Annotated in this window: 25 protein-coding genes; 14 read left to right on the top strand and 11 right to left on the bottom strand. The window is 71.5% G+C overall.

Annotated features, from left to right (window positions below):
• Nucleotides 1–34: 34 nt before the first annotated feature.
• Nucleotides 35–2365, bottom strand: a complete 2331-nt coding sequence (locus AB0H12_RS02095) for a beta-xylosidase/alpha-l-arabinosidase (protein ID WP_499620142.1) — start codon at nucleotides 2363–2365, stop codon at nucleotides 35–37.
• The gene (locus AB0H12_RS02100; RefSeq protein WP_053716050.1) at nucleotides 2359–3348 is read right to left on the bottom strand and encodes a LacI family DNA-binding transcriptional regulator; all 990 of its coding nucleotides are present in this window, start codon (nucleotides 3346–3348) and stop codon (nucleotides 2359–2361) included. Before AB0H12_RS02100 ends, AB0H12_RS02095 begins: the two co-directional genes overlap by 7 nt.
• Before the next feature lie 229 nt (nucleotides 3349–3577).
• On the opposite strand from AB0H12_RS02100, the gene AB0H12_RS02105 reads away from it, so the two are divergent.
• From AB0H12_RS02105 to AB0H12_RS02125, 5 genes are all read left to right on the top strand, one after another.
• Nucleotides 3578–4837 carry an extracellular solute-binding protein gene (locus AB0H12_RS02105; protein ID WP_499620144.1) on the top strand — a complete coding sequence of 420 codons (1260 nt, stop codon included), beginning with the start codon at nucleotides 3578–3580 and terminating at the stop codon, nucleotides 4835–4837.
• Nucleotides 4837–5691 (top strand): carbohydrate ABC transporter permease, encoded by an 855-nt coding sequence (locus tag AB0H12_RS02110; RefSeq protein WP_230572967.1) that lies wholly within the window; start codon nucleotides 4837–4839, stop codon nucleotides 5689–5691. Before AB0H12_RS02105 ends, AB0H12_RS02110 begins: the two co-directional genes overlap by 1 nt.
• On the top strand, nucleotides 5688–6506 hold the full coding sequence (locus AB0H12_RS02115; RefSeq protein ID WP_233823539.1) for a carbohydrate ABC transporter permease: 819 nt from the start codon (nucleotides 5688–5690) through the stop codon (nucleotides 6504–6506). Before AB0H12_RS02110 ends, AB0H12_RS02115 begins: the two co-directional genes overlap by 4 nt.
• Before the next feature lie 24 nt (nucleotides 6507–6530).
• Entirely contained in the window at nucleotides 6531–7559 is a 1029-nt protein-coding gene (locus AB0H12_RS02120) for an endo-1,4-beta-xylanase (RefSeq protein ID WP_499620146.1), read from the top strand.
• Between the two features lie 306 nt (nucleotides 7560–7865).
• On the top strand, nucleotides 7866–8909 hold the full coding sequence (locus tag AB0H12_RS02125; RefSeq protein WP_499620147.1) for a LacI family DNA-binding transcriptional regulator: 1044 nt from the start codon (nucleotides 7866–7868) through the stop codon (nucleotides 8907–8909).
• A 10-nt stretch (nucleotides 8910–8919) separates the two neighbouring features.
• On the opposite strand, the gene AB0H12_RS02130 is transcribed toward AB0H12_RS02125, so the two are convergent.
• Both AB0H12_RS02130 and AB0H12_RS02135 read right to left on the bottom strand, forming a co-directional pair.
• Nucleotides 8920–9465, bottom strand: a complete 546-nt coding sequence (locus tag AB0H12_RS02130) for a hypothetical protein (RefSeq protein ID WP_499620148.1) — start codon at nucleotides 9463–9465, stop codon at nucleotides 8920–8922.
• Nucleotides 9465–10652: a lytic polysaccharide monooxygenase gene (locus tag AB0H12_RS02135; RefSeq protein ID WP_499620149.1), complete on the bottom strand. Its 1188-nt coding sequence runs from the start codon at nucleotides 10650–10652 to the stop codon at nucleotides 9465–9467. The genes AB0H12_RS02130 and AB0H12_RS02135 overlap by 1 nt, the downstream gene beginning before the upstream one ends.
• A 234-nt stretch (nucleotides 10653–10886) precedes the next feature.
• On the opposite strand from AB0H12_RS02135, the gene AB0H12_RS02140 reads away from it, so the two are divergent.
• Nucleotides 10887–11780 (top strand): PfkB family carbohydrate kinase, encoded by an 894-nt coding sequence (locus tag AB0H12_RS02140; RefSeq protein WP_499620151.1) that lies wholly within the window; start codon nucleotides 10887–10889, stop codon nucleotides 11778–11780.
• Here AB0H12_RS02140 and AB0H12_RS02145 read toward each other — a convergent pair.
• A complete protein-coding gene (locus AB0H12_RS02145) occupies nucleotides 11757–12302 on the bottom strand; it encodes a Scr1 family TA system antitoxin-like transcriptional regulator (RefSeq protein WP_499620152.1) in 546 nt (181 codons plus the stop codon). The genes AB0H12_RS02140 and AB0H12_RS02145 overlap by 24 nt on opposite strands.
• Before the next feature lie 146 nt (nucleotides 12303–12448).
• Between AB0H12_RS02145 and AB0H12_RS02150 the strand changes: the two genes are divergently transcribed.
• From AB0H12_RS02150 to AB0H12_RS02165, 4 genes are all read left to right on the top strand, one after another.
• A complete protein-coding gene (locus AB0H12_RS02150; RefSeq protein ID WP_499620154.1) occupies nucleotides 12449–13324 on the top strand; it encodes a helix-turn-helix domain-containing protein in 876 nt (291 codons plus the stop codon).
• Nucleotides 13324–13686: a DUF397 domain-containing protein gene (locus AB0H12_RS02155; RefSeq protein WP_499620156.1), complete on the top strand. Its 363-nt coding sequence runs from the start codon at nucleotides 13324–13326 to the stop codon at nucleotides 13684–13686. Before AB0H12_RS02150 ends, AB0H12_RS02155 begins: the two co-directional genes overlap by 1 nt.
• A 196-nt stretch (nucleotides 13687–13882) precedes the next feature.
• The gene (locus AB0H12_RS02160; protein WP_499620157.1) at nucleotides 13883–14887 is read left to right on the top strand and encodes a C40 family peptidase; all 1005 of its coding nucleotides are present in this window, start codon (nucleotides 13883–13885) and stop codon (nucleotides 14885–14887) included.
• Nucleotides 14888–15052: 165 nt separating this feature from the next.
• Nucleotides 15053–15400 (top strand): STAS domain-containing protein, encoded by a 348-nt coding sequence (locus AB0H12_RS02165; protein ID WP_499620158.1) that lies wholly within the window; start codon nucleotides 15053–15055, stop codon nucleotides 15398–15400.
• Nucleotides 15401–15412: 12 nt separating this feature from the next.
• Here the strand turns inward: AB0H12_RS02165 and AB0H12_RS02170 are convergent, their stop codons facing one another.
• From AB0H12_RS02170 to AB0H12_RS02180, 3 genes are all read right to left on the bottom strand, one after another.
• Nucleotides 15413–16177, bottom strand: a complete 765-nt coding sequence (locus AB0H12_RS02170) for an ATP-binding protein (protein WP_499620160.1) — start codon at nucleotides 16175–16177, stop codon at nucleotides 15413–15415.
• Between the two features lie 83 nt (nucleotides 16178–16260).
• Complete coding sequence (locus AB0H12_RS02175) at nucleotides 16261–17088, bottom strand: sunset domain-containing protein (protein WP_499620161.1); 828 nt, start codon at nucleotides 17086–17088, stop codon at nucleotides 16261–16263.
• A gap of 200 nt (nucleotides 17089–17288) precedes the next feature.
• Nucleotides 17289–17936, bottom strand: coding sequence for a hypothetical protein (locus AB0H12_RS02180; RefSeq protein WP_499620163.1), 648 nt, complete (start codon nucleotides 17934–17936; stop codon nucleotides 17289–17291).
• A 116-nt stretch (nucleotides 17937–18052) separates the two neighbouring features.
• Here AB0H12_RS02180 and AB0H12_RS02185 point away from each other — a divergent pair, with 116 nt between their 5' ends.
• Complete coding sequence (locus AB0H12_RS02185; RefSeq protein WP_053716034.1) at nucleotides 18053–18397, top strand: ArsR/SmtB family transcription factor; 345 nt, start codon at nucleotides 18053–18055, stop codon at nucleotides 18395–18397.
• Nucleotides 18394–19011 (top strand): SRPBCC domain-containing protein, encoded by a 618-nt coding sequence (locus AB0H12_RS02190; protein ID WP_499620164.1) that lies wholly within the window; start codon nucleotides 18394–18396, stop codon nucleotides 19009–19011. The genes AB0H12_RS02185 and AB0H12_RS02190 overlap by 4 nt, the downstream gene beginning before the upstream one ends.
• A gap of 4 nt (nucleotides 19012–19015) precedes the next feature.
• Here AB0H12_RS02190 and AB0H12_RS02195 read toward each other — a convergent pair whose 3' ends face one another.
• Together AB0H12_RS02195 and AB0H12_RS02200 are read right to left on the bottom strand one after the other, a co-directional pair.
• Complete coding sequence (locus AB0H12_RS02195) at nucleotides 19016–19156, bottom strand: hypothetical protein (RefSeq protein ID WP_499620166.1); 141 nt, start codon at nucleotides 19154–19156, stop codon at nucleotides 19016–19018.
• A complete protein-coding gene (locus AB0H12_RS02200; RefSeq protein ID WP_499620167.1) occupies nucleotides 19153–19533 on the bottom strand; it encodes a hypothetical protein in 381 nt (126 codons plus the stop codon). Before AB0H12_RS02200 ends, AB0H12_RS02195 begins: the two co-directional genes overlap by 4 nt.
• Before the next feature lie 116 nt (nucleotides 19534–19649).
• Between AB0H12_RS02200 and AB0H12_RS02205 the strand changes: the two genes are divergently transcribed.
• Nucleotides 19650–19970, top strand: a complete 321-nt coding sequence (locus tag AB0H12_RS02205; protein ID WP_230570656.1) for a DUF3140 domain-containing protein — start codon at nucleotides 19650–19652, stop codon at nucleotides 19968–19970.
• Nucleotides 19971–19973: 3 nt separating this feature from the next.
• Here AB0H12_RS02205 and AB0H12_RS02210 read toward each other — a convergent pair whose 3' ends face one another.
• Complete coding sequence (locus tag AB0H12_RS02210) at nucleotides 19974–21281, bottom strand: NAD(P)/FAD-dependent oxidoreductase (RefSeq protein WP_499620169.1); 1308 nt, start codon at nucleotides 21279–21281, stop codon at nucleotides 19974–19976.
• Nucleotides 21282–21352: 71 nt separating this feature from the next.
• Between AB0H12_RS02210 and AB0H12_RS02215 the strand changes: the two genes are divergently transcribed.
• Nucleotides 21353–22069 (top strand): HAD family hydrolase, encoded by a 717-nt coding sequence (locus AB0H12_RS02215; protein WP_499620170.1) that lies wholly within the window; start codon nucleotides 21353–21355, stop codon nucleotides 22067–22069.
• Nucleotides 22070–22079: the final 10 nt, after the last annotated feature.

Raw genomic sequence — 22079 nt, forward strand, 5'->3', positions numbered from 1 at the left:
GTGGTGGTCACCGGGGGTCGACAGGGTCAGCAGGTCAGCGGGACGTGGTGGTCACCGGGGTCACCAGCACGCGGTCGTGCCCGACCACGCGCTGCTCGCCGGTGACCGGCACCGAGTGCTCCCAGCGGATGTCCTTGCTCGAGCAGCCGACCTGGAGCACGACCTCGCCGGTCTCCACGATCCGCTTGCCGTCGCGGCCGGTGAACGAGGTGCGGTCGGCGTGCAGCCGGAACGTCACCTCGGTGGCTTCGCCCGCCGCCAGCTCGACCCGGGCGAAGCCGACGAGCTGGCGCACCGGACGGGTCACGCTGGCGACCGGGTCGTGCAGGTAGAGCTGGACGACCTCGGCGCCGGACCGGTCGCCGGTGTTGCGCACCAGGCACGACACCTCGACCTCGCCGTCGGCCGGGAACTCCGCGCCACCGGTGAAGTCGGACAGCTCGAACGTGGTGTACGACAGGCCGTGCCCGAACGGGTAGGCGGGCGACGGGTCGACCGAGCTGACCCCGCCCGGACCGCCCAGCGGCGGGTGCAGGTAGGTGGTCGGCTGGCCGCCGGAGCCGCGCGGCACCTGCACGGGCAGCTTGCCGGACGGGTTGACGCGCCCGCTGAGCACGCCGGCGACGGCGCCCGCGCCCTCCTCGCCGGGGAAGAACGCCTGGACGACCGCGGCCGGCCGCGCGGCCTCTCCCGCGGGCTCGACGTAGCGGCCCAGCGCGTACGGGCGGCCGGTCAGCAGCACGAGCACGACCGGCACGTCCAGCGCCAGCAGCAGCTCCAGCAGCTCGCCCTGCACGCCGGGCAGGTTCAGGTCCTCGGCGTCGCAGCCCTCGCCGGACGTGCCGCGGCCGAACAACCCGGCCCGGTCGCCGAGCACGGCCAGCACCACGTCGGCCTCGCGCGCCACCGCGACGGCGTCCTCGATGCCCGACCGGTCGGCGCCGTCGACCTCGCAGCCCTTGGCGGTGGAGACCTCGGCGTTCGGGAACTCCTTCAGCACGGCCTGGACCATCGTGTCCATGTCGACGCCGAGCGGCACGTCCGGGTGCTGCACGCCCACGTGGTTCGGGAACGCGTAACAGCCCATGAGCGCCAGCAGGTCGTCCGCGCACGGCCCGACGACGGCGAGCTTGCCGGTGTCGGCCAGCGGCAGCAGGTCGGCGGCGTTGTCCAGCAGCACCACGGAACGCTCGGCCATCGTGCGGGCCAGGTCGCGCAGCGCGGGCGGGTCGAGGTCGACCGGCTCGCCGCGCAGCACCGCGGGCGAGTCCGGCTGCCAGCCCTCGTCGAGCAGGCCGAGCTCGCACTTCTGGGTCAGCACGCGGACGACCGCGCGGTCCACCAGCGCCTCGTCGACCTGGCCGGACCGCACCAGCTCGGCCAGCGGCTCGCCGTAGCAGCGCACGCTGGGCAGTTCGACGTCGATGCCGGCGGCCAGCGCCAGCGCGGCGGCCTCACCGGGCGAGCCCGCGACGCCGTGCGCGGTCTCCAGGAACGACACCGCGAAGTAGTCGGCGACCACGACGCCGGTGAAGCCCCACTTGTCCCGCAGCAGGTCGGTGAACAGGGTCGGGTCCGAGCCCGCCGGCACGCCGTCGACCTCGGCGTAGGAGTTCATCACCGAACGCGCGCCACCCAGGCGCAGCGCCATCTCGAACGGCGGCAGCACCACGTCGGCGAACTCGCGCGGGCCCATGTGCACCGGCGCGTGGTTGCGCCCGCCGCGCGAGGCCGAGTAGCCCGCGAAGTGCTTGAGCGTGGCGACGATCCCGCTGGACTCCAGGCCCTTGGTGTAGGCGGCACCGAGGAGACCGACGAGGTACGGGTCCTCGCCGATGGTCTCCTCGGTGCGTCCCCACCTCGGGTCGCGCGACACGTCCAGCACCGGGGCCAACCCCTGGTGGACGCCGACGTCGCGCATCACGAGACCCACTTCGCGTGCCATCCGCTCGACCGTCACCGGGTCGAACGAGGCGCCCCACGCGAGCGGGATGGGGAACACGGTGGCCTGCCACGCGGTGAAGCCCGCCAGGCACTCCTCGTGCGCCATGGCCGGGATGCCGAACCGGGTGTTCGCGACCAGCTTGCGCTGCGTCTCGGCCAGCACCTTCGCGCCGACCAGCGGCTCGACCGGCCCGGTGCCGAACACGCGGGTCAGCTGGCCAAGGCCGGGCTTGGTCAGCTCGTCCCACGGCGGCAGCGGCTCGGCGAACTCGTGCTGCGCGGGGGCGACCTCCTCACCCTCGGAGATTCCCACCCACACGCCCACCAGCTGGGCCAGCTTCTCCTCCAGGGTCAGCTCGGCCAGCAGGGCGGCGACCCGCTCACCGGTCGGCCTTCCGGGATCGGCCCAGGGGTTCAGCACGGCGGCTCCTTCGTTGACGATCGGACGACGAGTTCGGTGGCCAGTTCCACCCGTTCGGTCTCCACGGGGCGACCCGCGATCAGGTCCGCGAGCATGCGGCCCGCGTGGCGGCCCATCTCGGTGAGCGGCTGGCGCACGGTGGTGAGGGCGGGCGAGGACCACACCGCGACCGGCAGGTCGTCGAAGCCGACCACGCTCAGGTCGTGCGGCACGGACAGCCCGACCACGCGGGCCGCCTCGATCACGCCCAAAGCCTGCTCGTCGTTGCCGGCGAAGATCGCCGTCGGCCGGTCCGGCAGCGCCAGCAGCTCGGCCGCGCGGCGGAACCCGCCCTCGTGCTTGAAGTCCCCGTGCTTGACCAGCTCGGGGTTGAACGCGATGCCCGCGCGGTCCAGCGCGGCGCGGTAGCCGTCGACCCGCGCGCGGCTGCACAGCATGCCGGCCGGTCCGCCGATGACGCCGACCCGGCGGTGGCCGAGGCGCAGGAGGTGTTCGGTGGCGGCCAGGCCACCCGCCCAGTTGGTCGCGCCGACGCTGGGCACGTTCGGCTGCGGCAGGTCGACCGGGTCGATGACCACGACGGGGATGCGGGAGTTGGCCAGCACGCGGCGGTCGGCGGCGGTCAGCTGGGAGGTGACCAGGAGCGCGCCCGCGCGCCTGGCCTCGACCAGCGACGCCGCCCACGACGTGTGCTGACGGGGTTTGTCGGTGGACGACACCACGACGTGCAGCCCGGTGTCGACGACGCCACGGATGATCTCCACCGCCCAGGGGCTGTCCAGGGCGGTGAACACGAGGTCCACCAGCAGGTGGCCGGAGGCCCTCCGGGACCCGACCGGCACGTAGTCATACTCGGCTAGGAGCTGCCGCACCCGGGCCCGGGTCTCCGCGCCGACGTCGTCCTTCCCGTTGAGGACTTTGGACACCGTCGGGAGAGACACCCCCGCTGCTGCAGCAATCGTGGCCAACGTGGCTCGACGCATGGTCCGATAGTATCGAAACTCGATCGAAACACAAGAGTGACCTCCTGACGTGCGAAAACATCACTCGGACACGCCGAATGGTGACGCTTGACACCGGTTGGACGCGGGCCTAAGGTCTGCGCAAGTCGTGGATGTTTCGAAATGTTTCGATGCCACGAACAAATCCGCAGCGTGGCAGAAGGGTGGCGGTCGCATGTCCCGCCGTTCATGGGTGCGTCCCCTCATCGCGATGGGGCTAGTCGCCGTGACAGCAGTGGTGTCCGCGTGTGGCACGTCCGGTCCGGGCGAGACCAACGCCGGCGCACTGAAGATCTGGGCACTGGAAGACCCGGTGCTCAACAAGATCGAGAACAAGTCGATCGACTCGTTCAAGGCGGGCGGCGGCAACGCCTCGCTGGAGACGTTCGGCAACGACCCGTACAAGCAGCGGCTCCGGGTGGCCATCGGCTCCCCGCAGGCCCCCGACCTCTTCTTCAACTGGGGCGGTGGCAACCTCAAGGAGTACGTCGACGCCGGCAAGGTGGCCGATCTCACCCAGGTGCTGAACGACAACAAGGCCGCCAAGGACGCGTTCATCCCGAGCGTGCTCAACGGCGCGAAGCTGGGCGACAAGTACTACGGCGTGCCGATGCGCGGCATGCAGCCCGTGCTGCTGTTCTTCAACAAGAAGGTCTTCAGCGACGCGGGCACGCAGCCGCCGACCACGTGGGACGAGCTGCTCACCGCCGTGGACACCTTCAAGGCCAAGGGCATCACCCCGATCGCCCTGGCCGGCACGCAGGCGTGGACCGAGCTGATGTGGGCCGAGTACGTGCTCGACCGCGTCGCCGGCCCCGAGGTGTTCAAGAACATCCGGGACAAGGGCCCCGAGGGCTGGAAGGACCCGGCCGTGGTCGAGTCCATGACCAAGCTCAAGGACCTCATCGACCGGGGCGCGTTCGGCAGCAACTTCGCCTCCGTCGGCTACGACGCCGGTGGCGCGTCGACCATCCTGGCGCAGGGCAAGGCCGCGATGCACCTCATGGGCTCGTGGGAGTACACCAACCAGCTCGACCAGAGCCCGGACTTCGTGAAGAACGGCGACCTGGGCTGGGTGGCGTTCCCGTCGGTCCCCGGCGGCAAGGGCGACGCGGGCAACCTCGTCGGCAACGTGAGCAACTTCTACTCCGCCACCCAGGACTCGAAGAGCCTGGACGCCGCGAAGAAGTTCGTCACCACCGAGCTGCACAAGGACTCCTACGTCGAAGCGCTGATCGAGGCCGGTGACGTCCCGCCGGTGGTGGGCGCCGAGGAGAAGCTCAAGAAGTCGCCGAACCCGGAGTATGCGTCGTTCATCTACGAGCTGGTGCTGGACTCGAAGAACTTCCAGCTGTCCTGGGACCAGGACCTGCCCGCCGATGACGCGACCTTCATGCTGACCCAGCTCCAGGAGTTCTTCCTGGGCAAGGTCTCGCCGCAGCAGTTCGTCGACGCGGTGGCCGCGCGCTGATGTCGTCCCAGCGGCCTTCGGCCTGGTATGCCGTGCCGGCGTTCGCGTTCTTCGCCCTGTTCGCCGCGTTGCCCATGCTGCTCGTGATCTACCTGAGCTTCACCGCTTGGGACGGTCTGGGCTCACCGGCGATCAACGGGGGCGAGAACTGGTCCCGGCTGCTCGAAGACAGCGAGGCTCGGGCCTCGGTGTGGCGGACCCTGGTGCTGATGGTCGTGTCGTGGCTCGTCCAGACCCCGATCGCGTTGCTGATCGGGGTCTGGGCGGCCGGCAAGCAGCGGTCCCGGGCGGTGCTCAGCTCGATCTTCTTCCTCCCGCTGCTGCTGTCCACGGCCGCCATCGCGTTGTTGTGGCAGGCGCTGCTCGAGCCGAACTTCGGCGCGTTCGTCGGCGGACCGCTGTTCCTGGGCGACCCAGACATCGCGCTCTACACGGTGGTGCTCGTGATCTCGTGGCAGTTCATCCCGTTCCACACCCTGCTCTACCAGGGCGCGGCGCGGGCGGTGCCTGCTTCGCTGTACGAGGCGGCGACCATCGACGGCGCCTCGCGGGTCAGCAAGTTCCGGCACATCACGCTGCCGCAGCTGCGGTACACGATCGTCACGTCGTCGGTGCTCATGTTGGTCGGCTCGCTGACCACGTTCGACACCGTGCTGATCCTGACCAACGGCGGACCGGGCACCGCGACCCGCATCCTGCCGCTGCACATGTACATCACCGGCTTCAGCGGGTTCGAGATGGGCTACGCGAGCACGATCGCGGTCGTGCTGGTCGTGCTCGGCACCGCGCTGTCGCTGGCGGTCATGCGCTGGAGCGGGTTCCGCCAGATGAGCAGCCAGCAGGAGGGGTCGTGAAGTCTCGTCCCAACTGGCCCGCCGGGATCTTCGCCCTGGTGTGGCTGGCGATCGTCGTCGGACCGCTGCTCTACCTGGTCACGGTGTCGCTGCGCACGCGTGCCGAGTACCTCGGCAAGAGCGTGTGGGAGATGCCCGACGCGTTGTCGCTGGACAACTACGTCACCGTGCTGACCGGCGGCTTCGGCCAGTACCTGCTGAACAACGTGATCGTGACCGTGGCGACGGTGGCGATCGTGGTGCTCGTGACCGTGCCCGCCGCGTACGCGGTGGTGCGCAACACCAGCCAGTTCGTGCAGCGCGGGTTCACCCTGCTCCTGATGGGGTTGGCGATCCCCGCGCAGGCCACGATCATCCCGGTGTACCTGATGATCACCCGGATGCAGCTGTACGACACGTTGACCGCGATCATCCTGCCGACGGCGGCGTTCGCGCTGCCGGTGGCGATGCTCGTGCTGGTCAACAGCCTGCGTGACGTGCCGCGCGAGCTGTACGAGGCGCAGGCGATCGACGGCGCGGGCCCGATGCGGGTGCTGGTGTCGCTGGTCCTGCCGCTGGCCCGGCCGGCGATCATGACCGTCGTCGTCTACACGGCGCTCAACGCGTGGAACGGGTTCCTCTTCCCGTTGGTGCTCACCCAGTCGGAATCGTCGCGGGTGCTCACGCTCGGGTTGTGGGACTTCCAAGGGCAGTTCGGCACGAACGTGCCCGCGCTCCTCGCCGCCGTGACGTTGTCCGTGCTGCCGATCTTCGTGGTGTACCTGATCGGGCGACGGTTCCTGCTCAGCGGCCTCACGGCCGGTTTCGGCAAGTAGCACGTCCGGACTGGAGGGACGCTCATGCCCGACGACCCGCCCGTTCCGGTCACCGGTTCCGCCGCCGTCGCACCCGCGGCGGCGGCGGAACCCCCGCTCCGCCGGCTGGCGGCGCCGCACGGCCTCGCGTTCGGCACGGCCGTCAACCTGACGGCGTTGGCGGAGGACCCGGCGTACCGGGCGTGGGTGGCGGCGCAGTTCGACACCGTCACGGCCGAGAACGCCATGAAGTGGGCCGAGCTCGAGCCGGACCGCGGCCGGTACGAGTGGGGTCCGACCGACGCGCTCTTCGCGTTCGCCGAGGCGAACGGGCAGCGCGTGCGCGGCCACACGCTGGTCTGGCACAACCAGAACCCGGCGTGGCTGGCGGACGTGGCGCCCGACGAGCTGGGCGACGTGCTGAAGACCCACGTCCAGACCACCGTGCGGCGGTTCAGGGGCCGGGTCTGGCAGTGGGACGTGGTGAACGAGGTGTTCGAGGACGACGGGACGCCGCGCGACACCGTCTGGCTCCGGGCACTCGGCCCCGGCTACGTCGCGGACGCGTTCCGGTGGGCGCACGAGGCCGACCCGGACGCGCTGCTGTTCTACAACGACTACGACATCGAGGACGTCAACGCCAAGAGCGACGGCGTGTACGACCTCGTGCGCGAGCTGAAGCGACAGGACGTGCCGATCCACGGCGTCGGCGTGCAGGCCCACTGCTCGGTGGAGAGCCCGCCGACGACGCTGCCGGAGAACCTGGGGCGGTTCGACGCCCTCGGGTTGCACACCGCGCTGACGGAAGTCGACGTGCGGATGGTGATGCCGTCCGATCCGGTGAAGCTGCAGGCCCAGGCGAACGTGTACCGGTCGCTGCTGCGCGCCTGCCTGCAGACGCCGCGTTGCCTGTCGTTCACGGTCTGGGGGTACACGGACAAGTACTCCTGGGTGCCAGGGTGGTTCGAGGGTGCAGGTGCGGCCGACATCCTCGACGAGAACTTCGCCTCCAAGCCCGCTCACCGGGCCCTGCGCGACGACCTCTCGTTCGGCGGCGCACGCCGCCGGAGCTGACCCGACCGGGCTCGGGCCCGTCACTCTCCCGACGGGCCCGAGCCTCCCCAACGTTGAACGCGAGTGTCCTACGTTCAGGACCCCCGAGTTCAACGTTCAGGACGTCTCATTTCGGCGGTCGGGCACGGGTCACGGTGCGGTAACCTCGGTGTGCGGCTGGGTGGGAGCAAACCGGACATTCGACAGTTTCGATTCAAATATCGATTGTTTCGAACGTGTTACGGACACTCCGAGTGACGAACAACCCACCACCGCTCCCCCGCGTCTAGCGGCCGGAACTGGGCGGGGCTGCCGTAGACTGCCCCCATGCCGACCAAAGCCGACCCGTCACCCTCGGATGGCACAGCCTCGGGCAAGATCACCATTGCCGCCATCGCGGCAGAGGCCGGGGTCTCGGTTCCGACTGTTTCGAAGGTAATGAACGGGCGCGCCGACGTCGCGCCGCACACCCGGGAACGGGTCGAGGCGATCATCAGGCGGCACGGCTACCAGAGGCGGGCGGACGAACGGTCGCGGCGGTCCAACCTGGTGGAACTGATGTTCCACGAGCTGGAGAGCGCCTGGGCGCTGGAGATCATCCGGGGCGCCGAGCAGGTCGCCGCCGAGCAGGGCCTCGCGCTCGTGCTGTCGGAGTCCCAGGGCAGGCTCACCCCCGGCCACGGCTGGCTCGAAGGCGTCATCGCGCGCAAGCCGCTCGCCGTGATCTCCGTCTTCTCCGACCTCACGTCCTCGCAGCTGGCGAAGCTCCGCGCGCGGGACATCCCGGTCGTCGTGGTCGACCCGATCGGGGAACCCCAGCTGGAGACGCCCTCGATAGGGGCCACCAACTGGAACGGCGGCCTCACCGCCACCCGCCACCTGATCGAACTCGGCCACCGCCGCATCGCCATGATCGGCGGCCCGGAACGGGTCCTGTGCAGCCGCGCCCGCGTGGACGGCTACCGCGCCGCGCTGGAGACCGCGGGCCTGGCCTACGACCCGAACCTGGTCCGGTACGGCGACTTCCACGTCGAGTCCGGACGCGCCCAGTTCGCGCCGCTGCTCGACCTGCCGGACCCGCCCACGGCCGTCTTCGCCGGGTCGGACCTGCAAGCCCTCGGCGTCTACGAGGCGGCACGCGCCGCCAGCCTGCGCATCCCGGAAGACCTCAGCGTCATCGGCTTCGACGACCTGCCGGTCGCGCAATGGGTGGGCCCGCCGCTGACCACGGTCCGACAGCCGCTGCAGGACATGGCCGCGGCGGGCACCCGTCTCGCCATCACGCTGGCACGTGGTGAAGAGCCCGAACACCGCCGAATCGAGCTTGCCACCACGCTGGTGGTGCGTCAGAGCACCGCCGCGCCACGCTGACGAGCCGCCTCTAGTGGTGGTGGCCTGGTTTCTGGACGTAGGTGCACCCCTCCGCCTCCGCGGGCAGGGTGTGCCCCACCTCCTCGCCGGGTCCCACCGGTGTGCAACGCAGTTCGTGCAGTCCCAACAGCTCCAGGCCGAGCGTGCCGCTCAACGCGAAGCCGTTGCCGAACCCGAAGTCCGGGTTGTCCGACACCTCGCCGCCCGCCAGCGCGCCCTGCCACGAGCGCTGGAAGTCCGGCAGCTTCTCGCGCTGGAACACCACCAGCCCGAGCCGCTCGTACGGCCCCGCCTCGCACGTCGCCCACTCCGCCACGTACGGCGCGTAGAGCTTCGCCCGCAGCGGGCCGACGAACTCGGCGAACTCGTCCATCGTCCGGGACACCACCTCGTCGCACTGCCCGGTCTTCTCCCGCACCCACTCACCCACCTCCGCCGACGTGGCCAGCGGCGGGCCGAGGGCGTTGGAGCCCAGGCCGGTGGGGTCGGTCGCCGCCGAGGAGCAGGCGACCGACCCCACCAGGAGCGCGACCAGGGCCGCGCACCGCCCCAACATCAGGCCGCGGCGCAGGAAGCGCCGTTGAGGGCGAACGACGACGGGTTCGTCGGCGTCCCCTGCGACGTGCCGTTGAACCCGAAGCTCACCGTCTGGCCCGGCTGGATGTTCTGGTTCCAGCTGGCGCCCTTCGCGGTGGCCTTGCCCGCCGCGACGGCGACCTCCGCCGACCACGCCTGGGTGATCCCCTGACCCGCCGGGACGTCCCAGACCAACTGCCACGCGCTGACCGCGCTGGTGCCCGTGTTCTTCACCGACACGTTCGCGGTGAAGCCACCGGACCACGAGCTGGGCACGTTGTACGTCACGGCGCAGGCGCCCGGCGTCGTGCCGCCGGTGCTGGTCCGCACCGACACCGCGATCGACGGCGACGAGGTGTTGCCCGCGACGTCCCGCGCCACCACGTAGAACTGGTACGCCGTGTCCGCGCTGAGGCCGGTGACGGTGGCCGTGGTGCCCGAGGTCGTCGCGACCGACACGTCGGTGGCGCCCGCCTCGCGGTACACCGTGTAGCCGCTGACGCCGGTGTTGTCCGAGGCCGCGGGCCAGCTCAACGACACCGAGTTCGCCGTCGCGGTCGCGGTGGGCGTGCCCGGTGCCGTCGGCGCCTGGGTGTCACCGCCGCTGTTGCCCCCGCTGAAGATCACGTCCGAGCAGCTGTAGAACGCCTCGGGGCTGTCGTTGCGCTGCCAGATCGAGTAGATGATGTGGCGGCCGGACTTGTTCGGCAGGGTGCCGTGCCACGAGTACTCGCCGCCGGACGCGACCGGGTTGGTGATGCTGTCGAACGGCGCCGGCTCCAGGTCGGACCACTTCAACGGCTGCGTGACGTCGAAGCCGTCCTTGGTGACGTACTGGTCCCAGGTGCCGGGGTGCGGCGCCCACGCGTTGTACTTGAAGTTGATCCGCGCGCCGGCCTGCAGCGTGGTCACGGGCCAGTCGCTGCGGGCCAGGTTGTAGGCGTCGTACTTGGTCGTGGGCCCGCACAGGTCGCCGTCGGCGATGATCTCGCGGTGCTTGCCGGCGGCCTGGCTGATCAGGTTGCCGTACCAGTCCCACAGCGGCTGCTTGCCACCGATCTGCACCGCGGCGACGCACGCCGGGTTCGTCGGGTTCAGGTCGCCACCGCCGCTGCCGGCCCTGCCGTCTTCGTAGCAGGCGTAGGTGCGGCTTGGGGGGTACGTCATCGACCCGTGTGCCACCGCTACGCCGCTCTGGACGAAAACGCTGGTCACACCGACGATACCGAGCGCGGCAACGGCCAACGCCCCAAAGCGCTTGAGTCGCAAGGACCTTCTCCTTCAGATCGACGGTGATCTGTGAACCACGGACTGGGAGCGCTCCCAGAATTACGATCGCATTACCGGTGACGCCACGTCAACGACCCGTTTCAACTGGTGGCCACCGGGTACCGCTCGACCATGCGGATCGCGGTGGTCGGTCAGATAGCCCGTGACCTGGTCTTGGTGGTGCCGGAGGTGCCCGGATCCGGTGCCCGGGCGAGCGTGCTGGAACGCCGCGAAATGCTCGGCGGGAAGGGCGCGAACATCGCCCGGGGCACGAGGCAGCTCGGCGCAACGGCCGCGGTGGTCGGCGTCGTCGGGGACGACCGGGAGGGCCGTCTGCTGGTCGAGCGGCTCGACGCGGACGGCGTAGCGACGGCCGCCGTGGTGTGCCGGCAGGGCGTCCGGACGGCGCTGCTCGTGGACGTCGTGTGCGACGGCGCCTACCGGTACCTGGAGGACGTCCCCGGGCCGACCCTGCTGACGGCGGAGGACGTGCGGGCCGCGTCGGCGATGCTCGGCGGGGCGGACGCGGTGATCGTGCAGTTGCAGCAGCCGGCCGACGCGGCGCTGGCGGCGGCCCGTGCGGCGAACGGGCTGGTCGTGCTGGACGGCGCGCCGGGCGGGCGTGCGGCCGAGCTGCTGGCCGCGGCGGACGTGGTGCGGGCCGATCACCGCGAGGCGGAGGCGTTGACCGGGCGGTCGATCACCGGGACGGACGCGGCCGTGCGGGCGGGACGCGAGCTGCTGGCCAGGGGTCCGTCGGTGGTGGCGCTGGAGGTGCCGGGTGAGGCGAACGTGCTGACGTGGGACGGGAATTCGGCGGTGATCCCGTTGACCGAAGAGGACGTGGTGGACACGACCGGTGGCGGCGACGCGTTCGTGGCCGCCCTGACCGTGGCGCTGGTGCGCGGTGACGACCCGGGTGACGCGGGTCGGCTCGCGACGGCCGCCGCGGGTCGCGCGGTGGGCCACCCCGGTGGGCGCACGGACCTCACCGGGCTCGCGCTAGGCGCGCGTCAGTTCGGCTAGGCGTCGGAAGAACTCCTGCGCCGACCGGAGGTGGCGCGGGTCGTCGGTGAACATCGCGCCGTGCAGGTAGGCGTAGAACACGACGGCCGGGCCGTCCGCGAGGACGAACCGGGTCAACGGGTGTTCGACGCCGGGGCAGTGGCCCGCGCCGGGCGGGATCACGCGGACCGAGACGTCGGCGCGGTCGACGGTGACGCCCTCCAGGACGTAGGCCGTGCAGCGGTCGGCGTCGAGCTGTTCGAGGGACGGGTGCACGCCCAGCGGCGCGAAGACGTCGATCCGCTCGGCGGTGCGGCACAGCACGTTGATCACGGTCGTCGCCTCGGCGCCCCAGGCGCACCACAGCGTCGGGTCCGGTGCCGGTGTCGGCGAGGCGGCGATGCCGTCCTCCAGCCGCTGGATCCGCTGCGGGCACTGCTCGGTCCGCGCGGCGAGTTCGGCCACGGTCAGGCCGGAGGCTTCGCGGACCCGGCGCAGTTCCCGGCCGAGCAGGCGGCCACGCAGCGTCGGCTTGTGGTCCATCGGGTCATCACCTCGAACCGCGAGACACTTCACGTCCTTGACCTGAAGCTATATTGATAATTATCCCGGTGTCGACTCATCGGACGGGTGCGGTGTCGCTACGCTCTGTATCGCTCCGGGCCACAAGATCCGACGGGACGAAGGACATGGGCGACGATGCCCCGATCTCCAGCACGGTGCAGGCGTGGGAACTCGGGCTGAGGCTCCGGGAACACCGGGAACGCCTCGGGTTCACGGCGGCGGCGGTCGGCAAGACGACGGGCATCGGCGGCACGAACCTGTCCGCGATCGAGTCCGGCAAGCGCCGGCTCACGGCGGCGAAGCTCGGTGACCTGGCCGACGCGTACGAGCTGGCCGAAGACGAGCGCGCCGGACTCGAAGCGCTGCGGGCGCAGACCGAGCGGCGGGAGTGGTGGTACGACTACGCCCGTCTCTACTCGGACGAGTTCCTGCGGTTGCTGGGCTTGGAGGCGGGCGCCGACAAGGTCTTCGAGTACGCGCCGGACATCATCCCCGGACTGCTCCAGACCGCCGACTACGCGCGGGCGGTGGTGCGGGCGGGCACGCCGTACATCCGGCCGGTCGACGTCGGCCCGAGGTTGGAGACGAGGCTGGCGCGGCAGGGCCGCTTGGCCGGCGACGACCCGTTGCGGCTCGACGTCGTGCTGGGCGAGGCCGCGTTGCGGCAACTCGTCGGCGACGCCGGCGTCATGCGGCGGCAACTGGCGCACCTGCTGGACGTCCTCGACCGCAAGGGTGGTCACGTCCGGGTGCGGGTCATGCCGTTCGCGGCGGGGGCGCACCCGTTGCTCGGCGCGGCGTTGAAGATCCTTTCCTTTCGCTCCAACAGGCTCGGCGACCTGCTGTACCAGGAGACAGCGATCAGCGGTGTCATCATCGACAAGCGCCAAGTGATACTCGAGTCGACGGCGAGCTTCGCGGAGACGTTCGACCGAGCGCTCGACGACCGCGACTCGCGCGGGTTCATCGACGCGGTCTACCACGAGATGGAGCGGTTCTGATGCCTCACACCCCCTCGGCCACTTGGTTCAAGAGCAGCTTCAGCACGGCGTCGGGCGACTGCGTCGAGGTCAGGTTCGACGGTGGCGTGGTCCAGGTGCGGGACACCAAGGACCAGGGCACGGGACCCGTGATCACCGTGGAGGCCCCGGCGTGGGATGACTTCCTCCGCCGGTTGGTATCGGGTTCGGCCGAGGCGGACGGCGCGTTGGCCGTGCTGCCCGGACCGCGCGGCGGCGCGATCCTCCGCGCGCGCGATGGTGAGGCGGCCCTGCGCTACACGCGCGGCGAGTGGGAGATGTTCATGCGCGGCGTGCGGGCGGGCGAGTTCACCCACTCCGCCGTCGTCGCGCGGGCGAGCTGACCCACCAGACCGTTCCGCCGCGACGGGTCGTCCGACATCGTCCCTCCGCGGGCGAAGAGGAACGGCGGACGTCCCGGGAACCGGTGGAAGTGGACCCCTTATGGACTGGCTCCGGCGGGTTCCGTAACCTGTCCGAGACCCTGGGCGGGTGTAACTCGTTCGGGGCCCAGCCGGCTCAAGGAGGATTGCGCGAACCGTGGCGTCGAAATCCGCTCAGCGCACCGTCCGCGCAGCCCTGACGGCCACGGCCGTCTCCGCGCTGCTCGGGGCCGCCGTGCCCCTCCCCCAGGCCTCCGCCGACCCTGAGACGCCCTCCGACGCCTCCGCGGCGTTGAAGAAGTACACCGACCTCTCCCACCAGGCCGAGGCGCTGAACGAAGAGCACCTGCGCGCGCAGGAGACGCTGGCCAACGCCCAGGGCGCGCTCGACCAGGCCAACCGCGACATCACCAGCGCCCAGCAGGCGCAGGAAGCGCTGCGCGGCCAGGTCGACCTGCTCACCGAGGCCTCCTTCGAGGGCGCGCGGTTCGGCCAGCTGTCCGCGTTGCTGGTCAGCGACTCGCAGCAGGACTTCCTCAACCGCATGTCCGCGCTCGGCGTGCTCGCGGGCGACAACGCGGAAGCCCTGCAAGGGCTCAGCGACGCCGTCGACCTGGCCAACGACGCCGCCCGCCGCGCGAACGAGGCCGCCGACACCGCGAACAAGGCCATCGCGGACATCGACCAGCGCAAGGCCGCCCTGGACGGGCAGATCACCCAAGCCCGCGAGGCCTACCGCTCGTTGAGCTCGGCGGAGCGCGCGGCGCTGAACAACGCGGGCGACATGAGCGCGATCCCCGTCCCGGCGGGCAAGGCCGGTCAGGCGCTGGCGTTCGCGCTCTCCCAGCGCGGCAAGGACTACGTGTACGGCTCGAACGGCCCGAACACCTGGGACTGCTCCAGCCTCATGCAGGCCGCGTACCTGTCGGTCGGCATCGCGATCCCGCGCACCACGTACGGCCAGGCCACCATCGGCCGGTCGGTGTCGCGCAACGACGTGAGGGCCGGCGACCTGATCATCTACTACTCCGGCCAGACGCACGTGGCGATGGCGATCGACGGCCTCCGCGCCGTGCACGCGTCCACCGAGGGCGTGCCGGTGAAGGTGCAGGACATCGAGTCCATCGGACCCGTGGACGTCATCCGGCGCGTGGTCGGCTGAGCCCACCGCGACGGCCGACCGAGGACGCTTTTGGGTGGACGAGGTCGCAGCCTGGTCGGAGGGCGAGTTGCACCGGTCCTGACGGGCGCTCACAGTTCTCCTGGGCCTAGGCTGAACGCGGTTGAGCAGGCAGCCGCACTCTGCCGACCACACCCAGGGGTGGACATGGAAGATTTCACCGACGCCGTCACGCTCGCGGCGCGCGAGGTGTCCGCTGGGGTGGTGGTCGTCGTCGTGGCCGGTGAGCTCGACATGGCGACGGCGCCGGTGGTGGAGGAGTACGTCCACCGCAGGCTCGGCGACGCGAGCCGGGCTCTCGTGCTCGACCTCTCCGGGGTGACGTTCCTCGGGTCGACCGGCATCAACCTGCTGATCGCGCTGCGGTCGGCGTGCGAGTCGGTCGGCGCGGCGCTGCGGTTGGTCGCGACGACGAAGGTCGTGCTGCACCCGTTGGAGCTGACGGACCTCCTCGACCACTTCACGATCGTGTCGGCGGTGAGCGAGGCGAGCTGACGGGCTCGGCGTTCAGTCGCCGAGGACGGCCCAGACGACCTTGCCGCCGTGCGGCCACGGGTAGCAGCCCCACGTGCGGCTCAGCGACGACACGATCGTGAGGCCCCGGCCGCCGGGGCGCAGCGGCTCGGCGGCCGGGGCCTGGGGTGGGTCGGGGCTCTCGTCGCGGACCGCGACGGTCAGCCGGTGACCCCGGAGTTCCAAGCGCAGCACCGGCGCGGAGCGGGCGTGGCGGACGGCGTTCTCGACGAGCTCGGTGGCGATGGTGACCGCGTCGTGGACGAAGTGGGTGACCTGCCGGCGTTGGCACGTCTCGCGCACGAAGTGCCTCGCCAGCAGACCGCTGAGCAGCGAGGCGGGCAGTTGCGTTTCGTCGCGCGTGCGTTCGGACGGGCGTTCGACGGCGGCCAGGGCGGAGTTCAGCGCGGTGAACACGGGCACCGCGCCCGTGGCTCCTGCCGCGAGTGCACGGCGGTGGCCGGGCGACTCGCCGACCAGCATCAACGGCACGCCCGGCCACTCCGACACGCGCAGCCCCACCGTGGTGAAGACCGACATGAACGCGGGCGTGACGCACTCGAAGTCGTCGTCGAGCCGCACGATCACGGCGGTCGGCTCGTCGACGGCGCACTTGAGCAGCCCGTCGCGCAGTTCGCGATAGGTGGTCAGGTCGAGCCGACCGGTCGGACGGACCACCGCCGCGCCGTCGACGTCCGTGCGGTGGAGCGCGAGCGCGGCCACGGTGCGGATTTCCCGCTCACCATCTCGCGTTGGCATCAAGTCACCCCGCTCGGTGGATACCCGAGCGGTGTAACGCTATTCGCCTGATCGCGACTCGCGGTTGGTCCGGACGCCCTACCTCATCGCGCGGGTGAGGCGACCTTCGGCTTCGGGGTCCACTGGGTGTAGCCGGCGCGCTCGGCCTCGGCGACCGAGCTGAAGGTGACGTCGCCCTTCATGCGCTTGTAGTACGGCGAGTCGGGGGTGTGGAAGATCATCGACTTGGAGTTCGCCTTGACCTCCAGCGACCCCTCGGCGGTGTCTGCGACAACGGGCGCGGAGGTGGGCGCGGCGGGCGCGGGGGCGGCAACGGGCGCAGTGGTCGCGGCGGCAGAGGCGGCAGGCGCGGGGGCGGCAGTGGTGGGCGCGGGGATGGGGTCTGCGGCGGCGACTTCCTCGGCAGGCTCCTCGACCGCGACCGGCTCCTCGATCGCGGCGGGCTCCTCAGCCGGCTGGGCGACCTCCGCCTCGGCGGCGGCTTCCTCGGAGGCGACGGGCGCGGCTTCCTCGGAGGGCTGCACGACCGGCTCGGCGACCTCGGCCTCGGCGGCTTCCTCGATGGCCTGGGGTGCTGCGGCTTCCGCCGCGATCTCGTGCTCCTCGGCGGTTTCGGGTTCGACCGTCCTGGAAGCCTTGGCTGCCACGGGTTCCTCGGCGGCCTCTGCGGTCTCGGTGGCCTTGGCGGGCTCCGGAGTGGGTTCGGCGGCAGGGGTCGCGGTGGCGGGAGTCTCGGTGGCGGAGGTGTCAGCGGCGGTCGTGGCGGGAGTGTCGGTGGCGGGCTTGGGGGCGGCCGACTGGTCCAGGCGGGCGCGCAGGTCGCGGATGGTGGGGTCGAGGCGCAGCCAGACGACGGCCGCGCCGGCCAGGAATGCCGCCACGCACAGGATGATGGTGAACAACCAGGACACTGCCAACTCCTACGGCCACAGCTTGCGGAACAGGGACGTCGACCGGACGCGTCACGACAGGCCGCGCGCAGCTCGGTCCGCAGGCCGGGCGCCACGGGCGTTGCCACCCGAAGTCACGACGCCACACCACCAGCTCGACCCGAACGCACACGACCCGTCGGCCGAATTCACCGTGTCGGGTACCACAGACTAAGGACGCGTCAAGCGGCGTTCGGCAGCACCCCCTGCCGGCAGCCGCACCGACTGCACACGGGGTGCGCCGGCAGCCGCACGTCGGCCAGCAGTTTGCGGGCGTCGTCGAACGTCGGCACCCGTTGCCCCTGCACCAGCAGCCCGTCCAGCACCTCCTGCCGCCGCCGCGCCAACTCGCGCGACCGCTCCACCGGGTCCTTCAACCGCGCCCGCACCCGCTCCCGCGACTGCTCGCGGGCCAGGCTGCCCGCCGTGCTCAACGGCCGCCGGGCACGCGGCTCGGTCAAGCGGGCGTTGCGCCGGTTGATGCGCCACCAGGCGCCCAGCGTCATGCCCGCCACCGGGGGGCGCGCACGCCGCGCGCCCCCCTGCCACCACGACCTCAGCCGCGCACGGAGGAAGTCGTGCGCCACCTGGTCGCGGCTTCTCGGGCTGCCCTGCCTGGTGCCGTCAGGCCTGCGGTCGACCGCCGCCAGCAGGGCATCGACGCTCCACCCCTCGGCGAACCAGGGCTCGACGACCCGGCGCACGGCGGCGCGGTGGGCATCGGGCCAGGTCGCACGCAGGCAGAGCGCCTCGACCGCCGTGTCGATCTCGGCGTCGGTCTCGGGGATGACACGGCCGGGCCACTGACGGGGATCTAGTCGAACTCGCATCGCATGGCTCCCTTCGAACGCGTACCGAACATCCGTTCGAGATAGTGCCACCGACCACCGACAATTCCCGAGCCTTAGATTTGACTTATATAAGCCCAGACTGAAAGATGCTGGTCGTGCACGCGTTCGACGTCCTCGGCGACCCGGTCCGTCGCCGCATCTTGGAGCTGCTCGCCGACGGCGAGCAGACCTCCGGCGCGGTCACGGAGGTGGTCCGCCGGGAGTTCGGCATCTCGCAACCCGCGGTCTCCCAGCACCTGCGGGTGCTGCGCGAGAACGGCTTCGCCCGCGTCCGCGCCGAAGGCACCCGACGCCTCTACGCGGTGGACGACCAAGGCCTGCGCGAGGTGGACGAGTGGCTCGACCGGTTCCGCCGGTTCTGGAGCGGGCACCTCGACGCGCTGGCCACCGAACTCGCGCGCGGCAAGCGCGAGAGGCGACTCAAGGAGGAACAACAGTGATCGACATCGCCGACCAGCTCAAGGCCATCCACCGGGAGGTGAGCGCGGGCTCGGACGAGACGATCGGCGTGCTGCTGCGACGCACGTACGACGCGGCGGCGGCGGACGTGTGGGACGCGCTCACCGACCCGGACCGGCTCAAGCGCTGGTTCCTTCCGGTCAGCGGCGACCTGCGGGAGGGCGGGAGCTTCCAGGTGGAGCACAACGCGAGCGGCACCGTCCTCACCTGCGCGCCGCCGAAGCTGCTGCGGCTGACGTGGGGCGCCGAGACCAGCATCGTCGAACTGCGCCTGACCGAGGACGGCGACGAGCGGACGACGGTCGAGCTGGAGCACACGGTGCCCAAGGCGATCGCGGGCAGCGGCGCGGGCGCGCTGTACGTCGGGCCCGGCTGGGACGGCGCGTTCCTCGGCCTCGGCCTGTACCTCGCGGGCGAGGTGGGCGACGACTTCGACCCGATCGCCGCCGCCAACTCGCCGGAGACCCAGCGGTTCAACGTCGGGTCCATCGACGCGTGGACGGCGGTCGTCGGCGAGTCGGGCACCGCCTCGGAGGAGGAGCTGGCCGGGGCGGTCGCGGTGGCGAAGGCGCAGTACACGCCGGACGTGGGCTGACGCCCTACGGCTCGGAGACCTCGGCTTCGACGGCGTCCAGCGTCGTCTCGATCCCGTCGAAGCCGGGGTCCGCGGGCGGCGCACCCTCGGCGCGGCACCCGGCGAGGGCGAACAGCAGCACGACGGCCGCGACCAGCGCCCTCACTTCACACCGCAGTGCGACGCCTGGAACTCGTCCACGCGCCGCTGCGCGTCGCCGAGCCTGGTCGACTGCCCCTCGCGCCGCTCCAGCCGCCGCTGCAACCGCTCGGCACGGGCGGTGTTGCCCGCGTCGCGCGCCTGCTGCGCCTGCGCCCGCAACCACGCCGTCGACCCGGCCACTTCCGGACCGCCGTTGATGCGGGTGGTGAGCCGGGTGACGCGCTCCTCGATCCGCGGCGCGCGCTTCTCGCACAGCTGCTTCACCTGGTCCGGGCTGATCGTGACGGGCGAGTAGCTGCTCTCCTGCGCGGCCGCGACCCCGCCCGAGCAGAGCCCGAACGCGGCGGTGACGACGACGGCGAGGCGAATCGGTGTGTTCATGGCGACCACGATCACCGGTCACGGTGTGGAGCGCGTGCGGCGAATGTTCGGATCGCGCAAAGAACGCGCCGCGGGCCCGCGTTTCACCCCCTGCCGCAGCGGCAACCCTCTCCCCCATGACCGACAGCTTGTGGGACGACTTCCACCGCGTGGTGAACATGACCTCGCACGAACTGGAGGACTGGCTGCGCACCCGCTCGGCCGACGAGGACAGCGAGACCGTGCCCGACCAGGCGGGCACGCCGACCGGCCAGGACGTGCTGCGCGTCCTGCGCAAGCGGCGCACCGACCTGACCACCGAGGACGTCAAGGTGATGCAGAAGGTCGTGGACCGGGTGCGGGCGCAGCGGCGCGACGACCTGGAGCCGACGGCGGGCGAGGCGCACTGGAGGCACCGGCTGATGTCCATCGGCCACGACCCGCTCAAGCCGGCTTGAGCCTCACCCCCGGTTGGCGACGCCGGCTTTCTCGGCGTCCCCCAGCCGCACGCCCGCCTCGGGGACCAGCCCGAACTGCACGACCTGGCGGCGGGCGAGGAGGTCGGTGAGCCAGTCGACGGCGACCCGCAGCCGGTTGCCCGGCATCGCCAGCAGGTGGTAGCCGCGCGCCACGACCTTCGCGGGCAGGCCGGTCAACGGGACGTGCAGCGGGTTGGCCACCGCCTGCGCGCCGGCCAGGTCGACCACGAACCCCAGGTCGCGGTGCCGGTACGTGCCCACCGGGCCGTGGCCGAGGGAGGCCGCGACGTTGCGCCCGGCGAGCTTGCCCTGGCGCTGCGCGTGCTGCGCGGTCATCGGGGTCGGCTCGCCGTCGTTGAACACGTCCGGCACGGCCGCCACGTCACCGGCCGCGAACACGTGCGGGTGCGTCGGCACGGCCAGCGTGGGGTCGACGACCACCCGCCCCTTCACCGTGGCCAGCGAGACCGACTCCACCAACGGGTCGGGCCGCACGCCGACGCACCACACGAGCGTGCGCGTCGGGATCTCGCTGCCGTCGGTCAGCTTCGCGCAGTTCGCGGTGACCGCCTCGACGCTGGTCTCCAACCGCACGTCCACGCCGCGCGACCGCAGCACCCGCGCGGCGGGCCCGGACAGCCGCTCGTCCAGCCCGGGCAGCACGCGCGGCGCCAGGTCCACCAGCACCCACTTGACGTCGGACTCCGCCAACCCGCTGCGCCCGCGCAACGCCGACCGGGTCAGCTGCAGGCCCTGCGCCACCAGTTCCGTGCCCGTGTACCCGGCGCCGACCACGACGAACGTCGCCCGCGCCGCCCGTTCCGCCGGGTCGTCCGCCTGCTCGGCCAGCTCCACCTGCCGCAGCACGTGGTCGCGCAGGAACACGGCTTCGGCGACCGACTTGAACCCGAACGCGTGCTCGGCGACGCCGGGGATCGACATCAACCGGGTGACCGAACCCGCCGTCAGCACGAGCCGGTCCCACTCCAGGACGTGCTCCCGTCCCTCGACGTCGACCGCCGTGCACGTGCGCGCGGCCAGGTCGAGCCCGGTGGCGTGCGCCTGCACCAGCCGCGTGCGCGGCAGCTTGGGCCGCAGCGGCACGGCCACCCGACGCGGGTCGAGCGAGCCGCCCGCGACCTCCGGCAACAGCGGCACGTAGAGCATGTAGTCGGTGGGGTTGACCGCCACCAGGTCGGCGGCGTCGGCCGGGAGCACGCGTTCCAGCGTGCGCAGGCAGTGGTAGCCCGCGAAGCCCGTTCCGACGACCAGCACGCGCGGCTTGCCCATGTCTCGATCCCTCCGCCGGTGTCCGTTCCGCCAGCGGGTACCCGGGACGGAGAAGGGGTAGACAACTGGGCATGGCCCTGGGACTGCCCGACGCGATCACCGCCTGCCTCTTCGACCTCGACGGCGTGCTGACGAGCACGGCCGTGCTGCACCGCCGCGCGTGGCGGCGCACGTTCGACGACTTCCTGCGCCCGCACGGCGAGCCGCCGTTCGCCGAATCGGACTACCTCAAGTACGTGGACGGCCGGCCCCGCTACGACGGCGTGCGCGAGTTCCTGGCCTCGCGCGGCATCACGCTGCCCGAGGGCGAGCCGGACGACCCGCCGGACGCCGACACCGTGCACGGCGTCGGCAACCGCAAGAACGCCCTGCTGGAGGCGATCATCCGGCACGAGGGCGTGACGCCCTACGCGGGCACGGCGCCGTACCTGCGCGCGGTCGAGGCCGAGGGGTTGGGCATCGGCGTGGTGACGTCGTCGGCGAACGCGCGCAAGGTCCTCGACGCGGCCGGCCTGAGCCCGTTCGTGCAGGCCTTGGTGGACGGCGTGGTGATCAGCCGCGACGGGCTCAAGGGCAAGCCCGCGCCGGACTCCTTCCTGGCGGGCGCGCGTCTGCTCGGCGTGAGCCCGGAGCACGCCGCCGTGTTCGAGGACGCGCTGGCGGGCGTGGAGGCCGGGCGCGCGGGCGGGTTCGGGCACGTGGTGGGCGTGGACCGGACCGGGCAGCGGGAGGCGCTGCGCGCGCACGGGGCGGACGTCGTGGTCGAGGACCTGGCGGAGCTGCTGTGACCGGTTGGGA

Origin of the sequence: Actinosynnema sp. NPDC023794 (assembly GCF_040639675.1) — a bacterium.
GTDB classification, from domain to species: Bacteria; Actinomycetota; Actinomycetes; order Mycobacteriales; family Pseudonocardiaceae; genus Actinosynnema; species Actinosynnema luteola.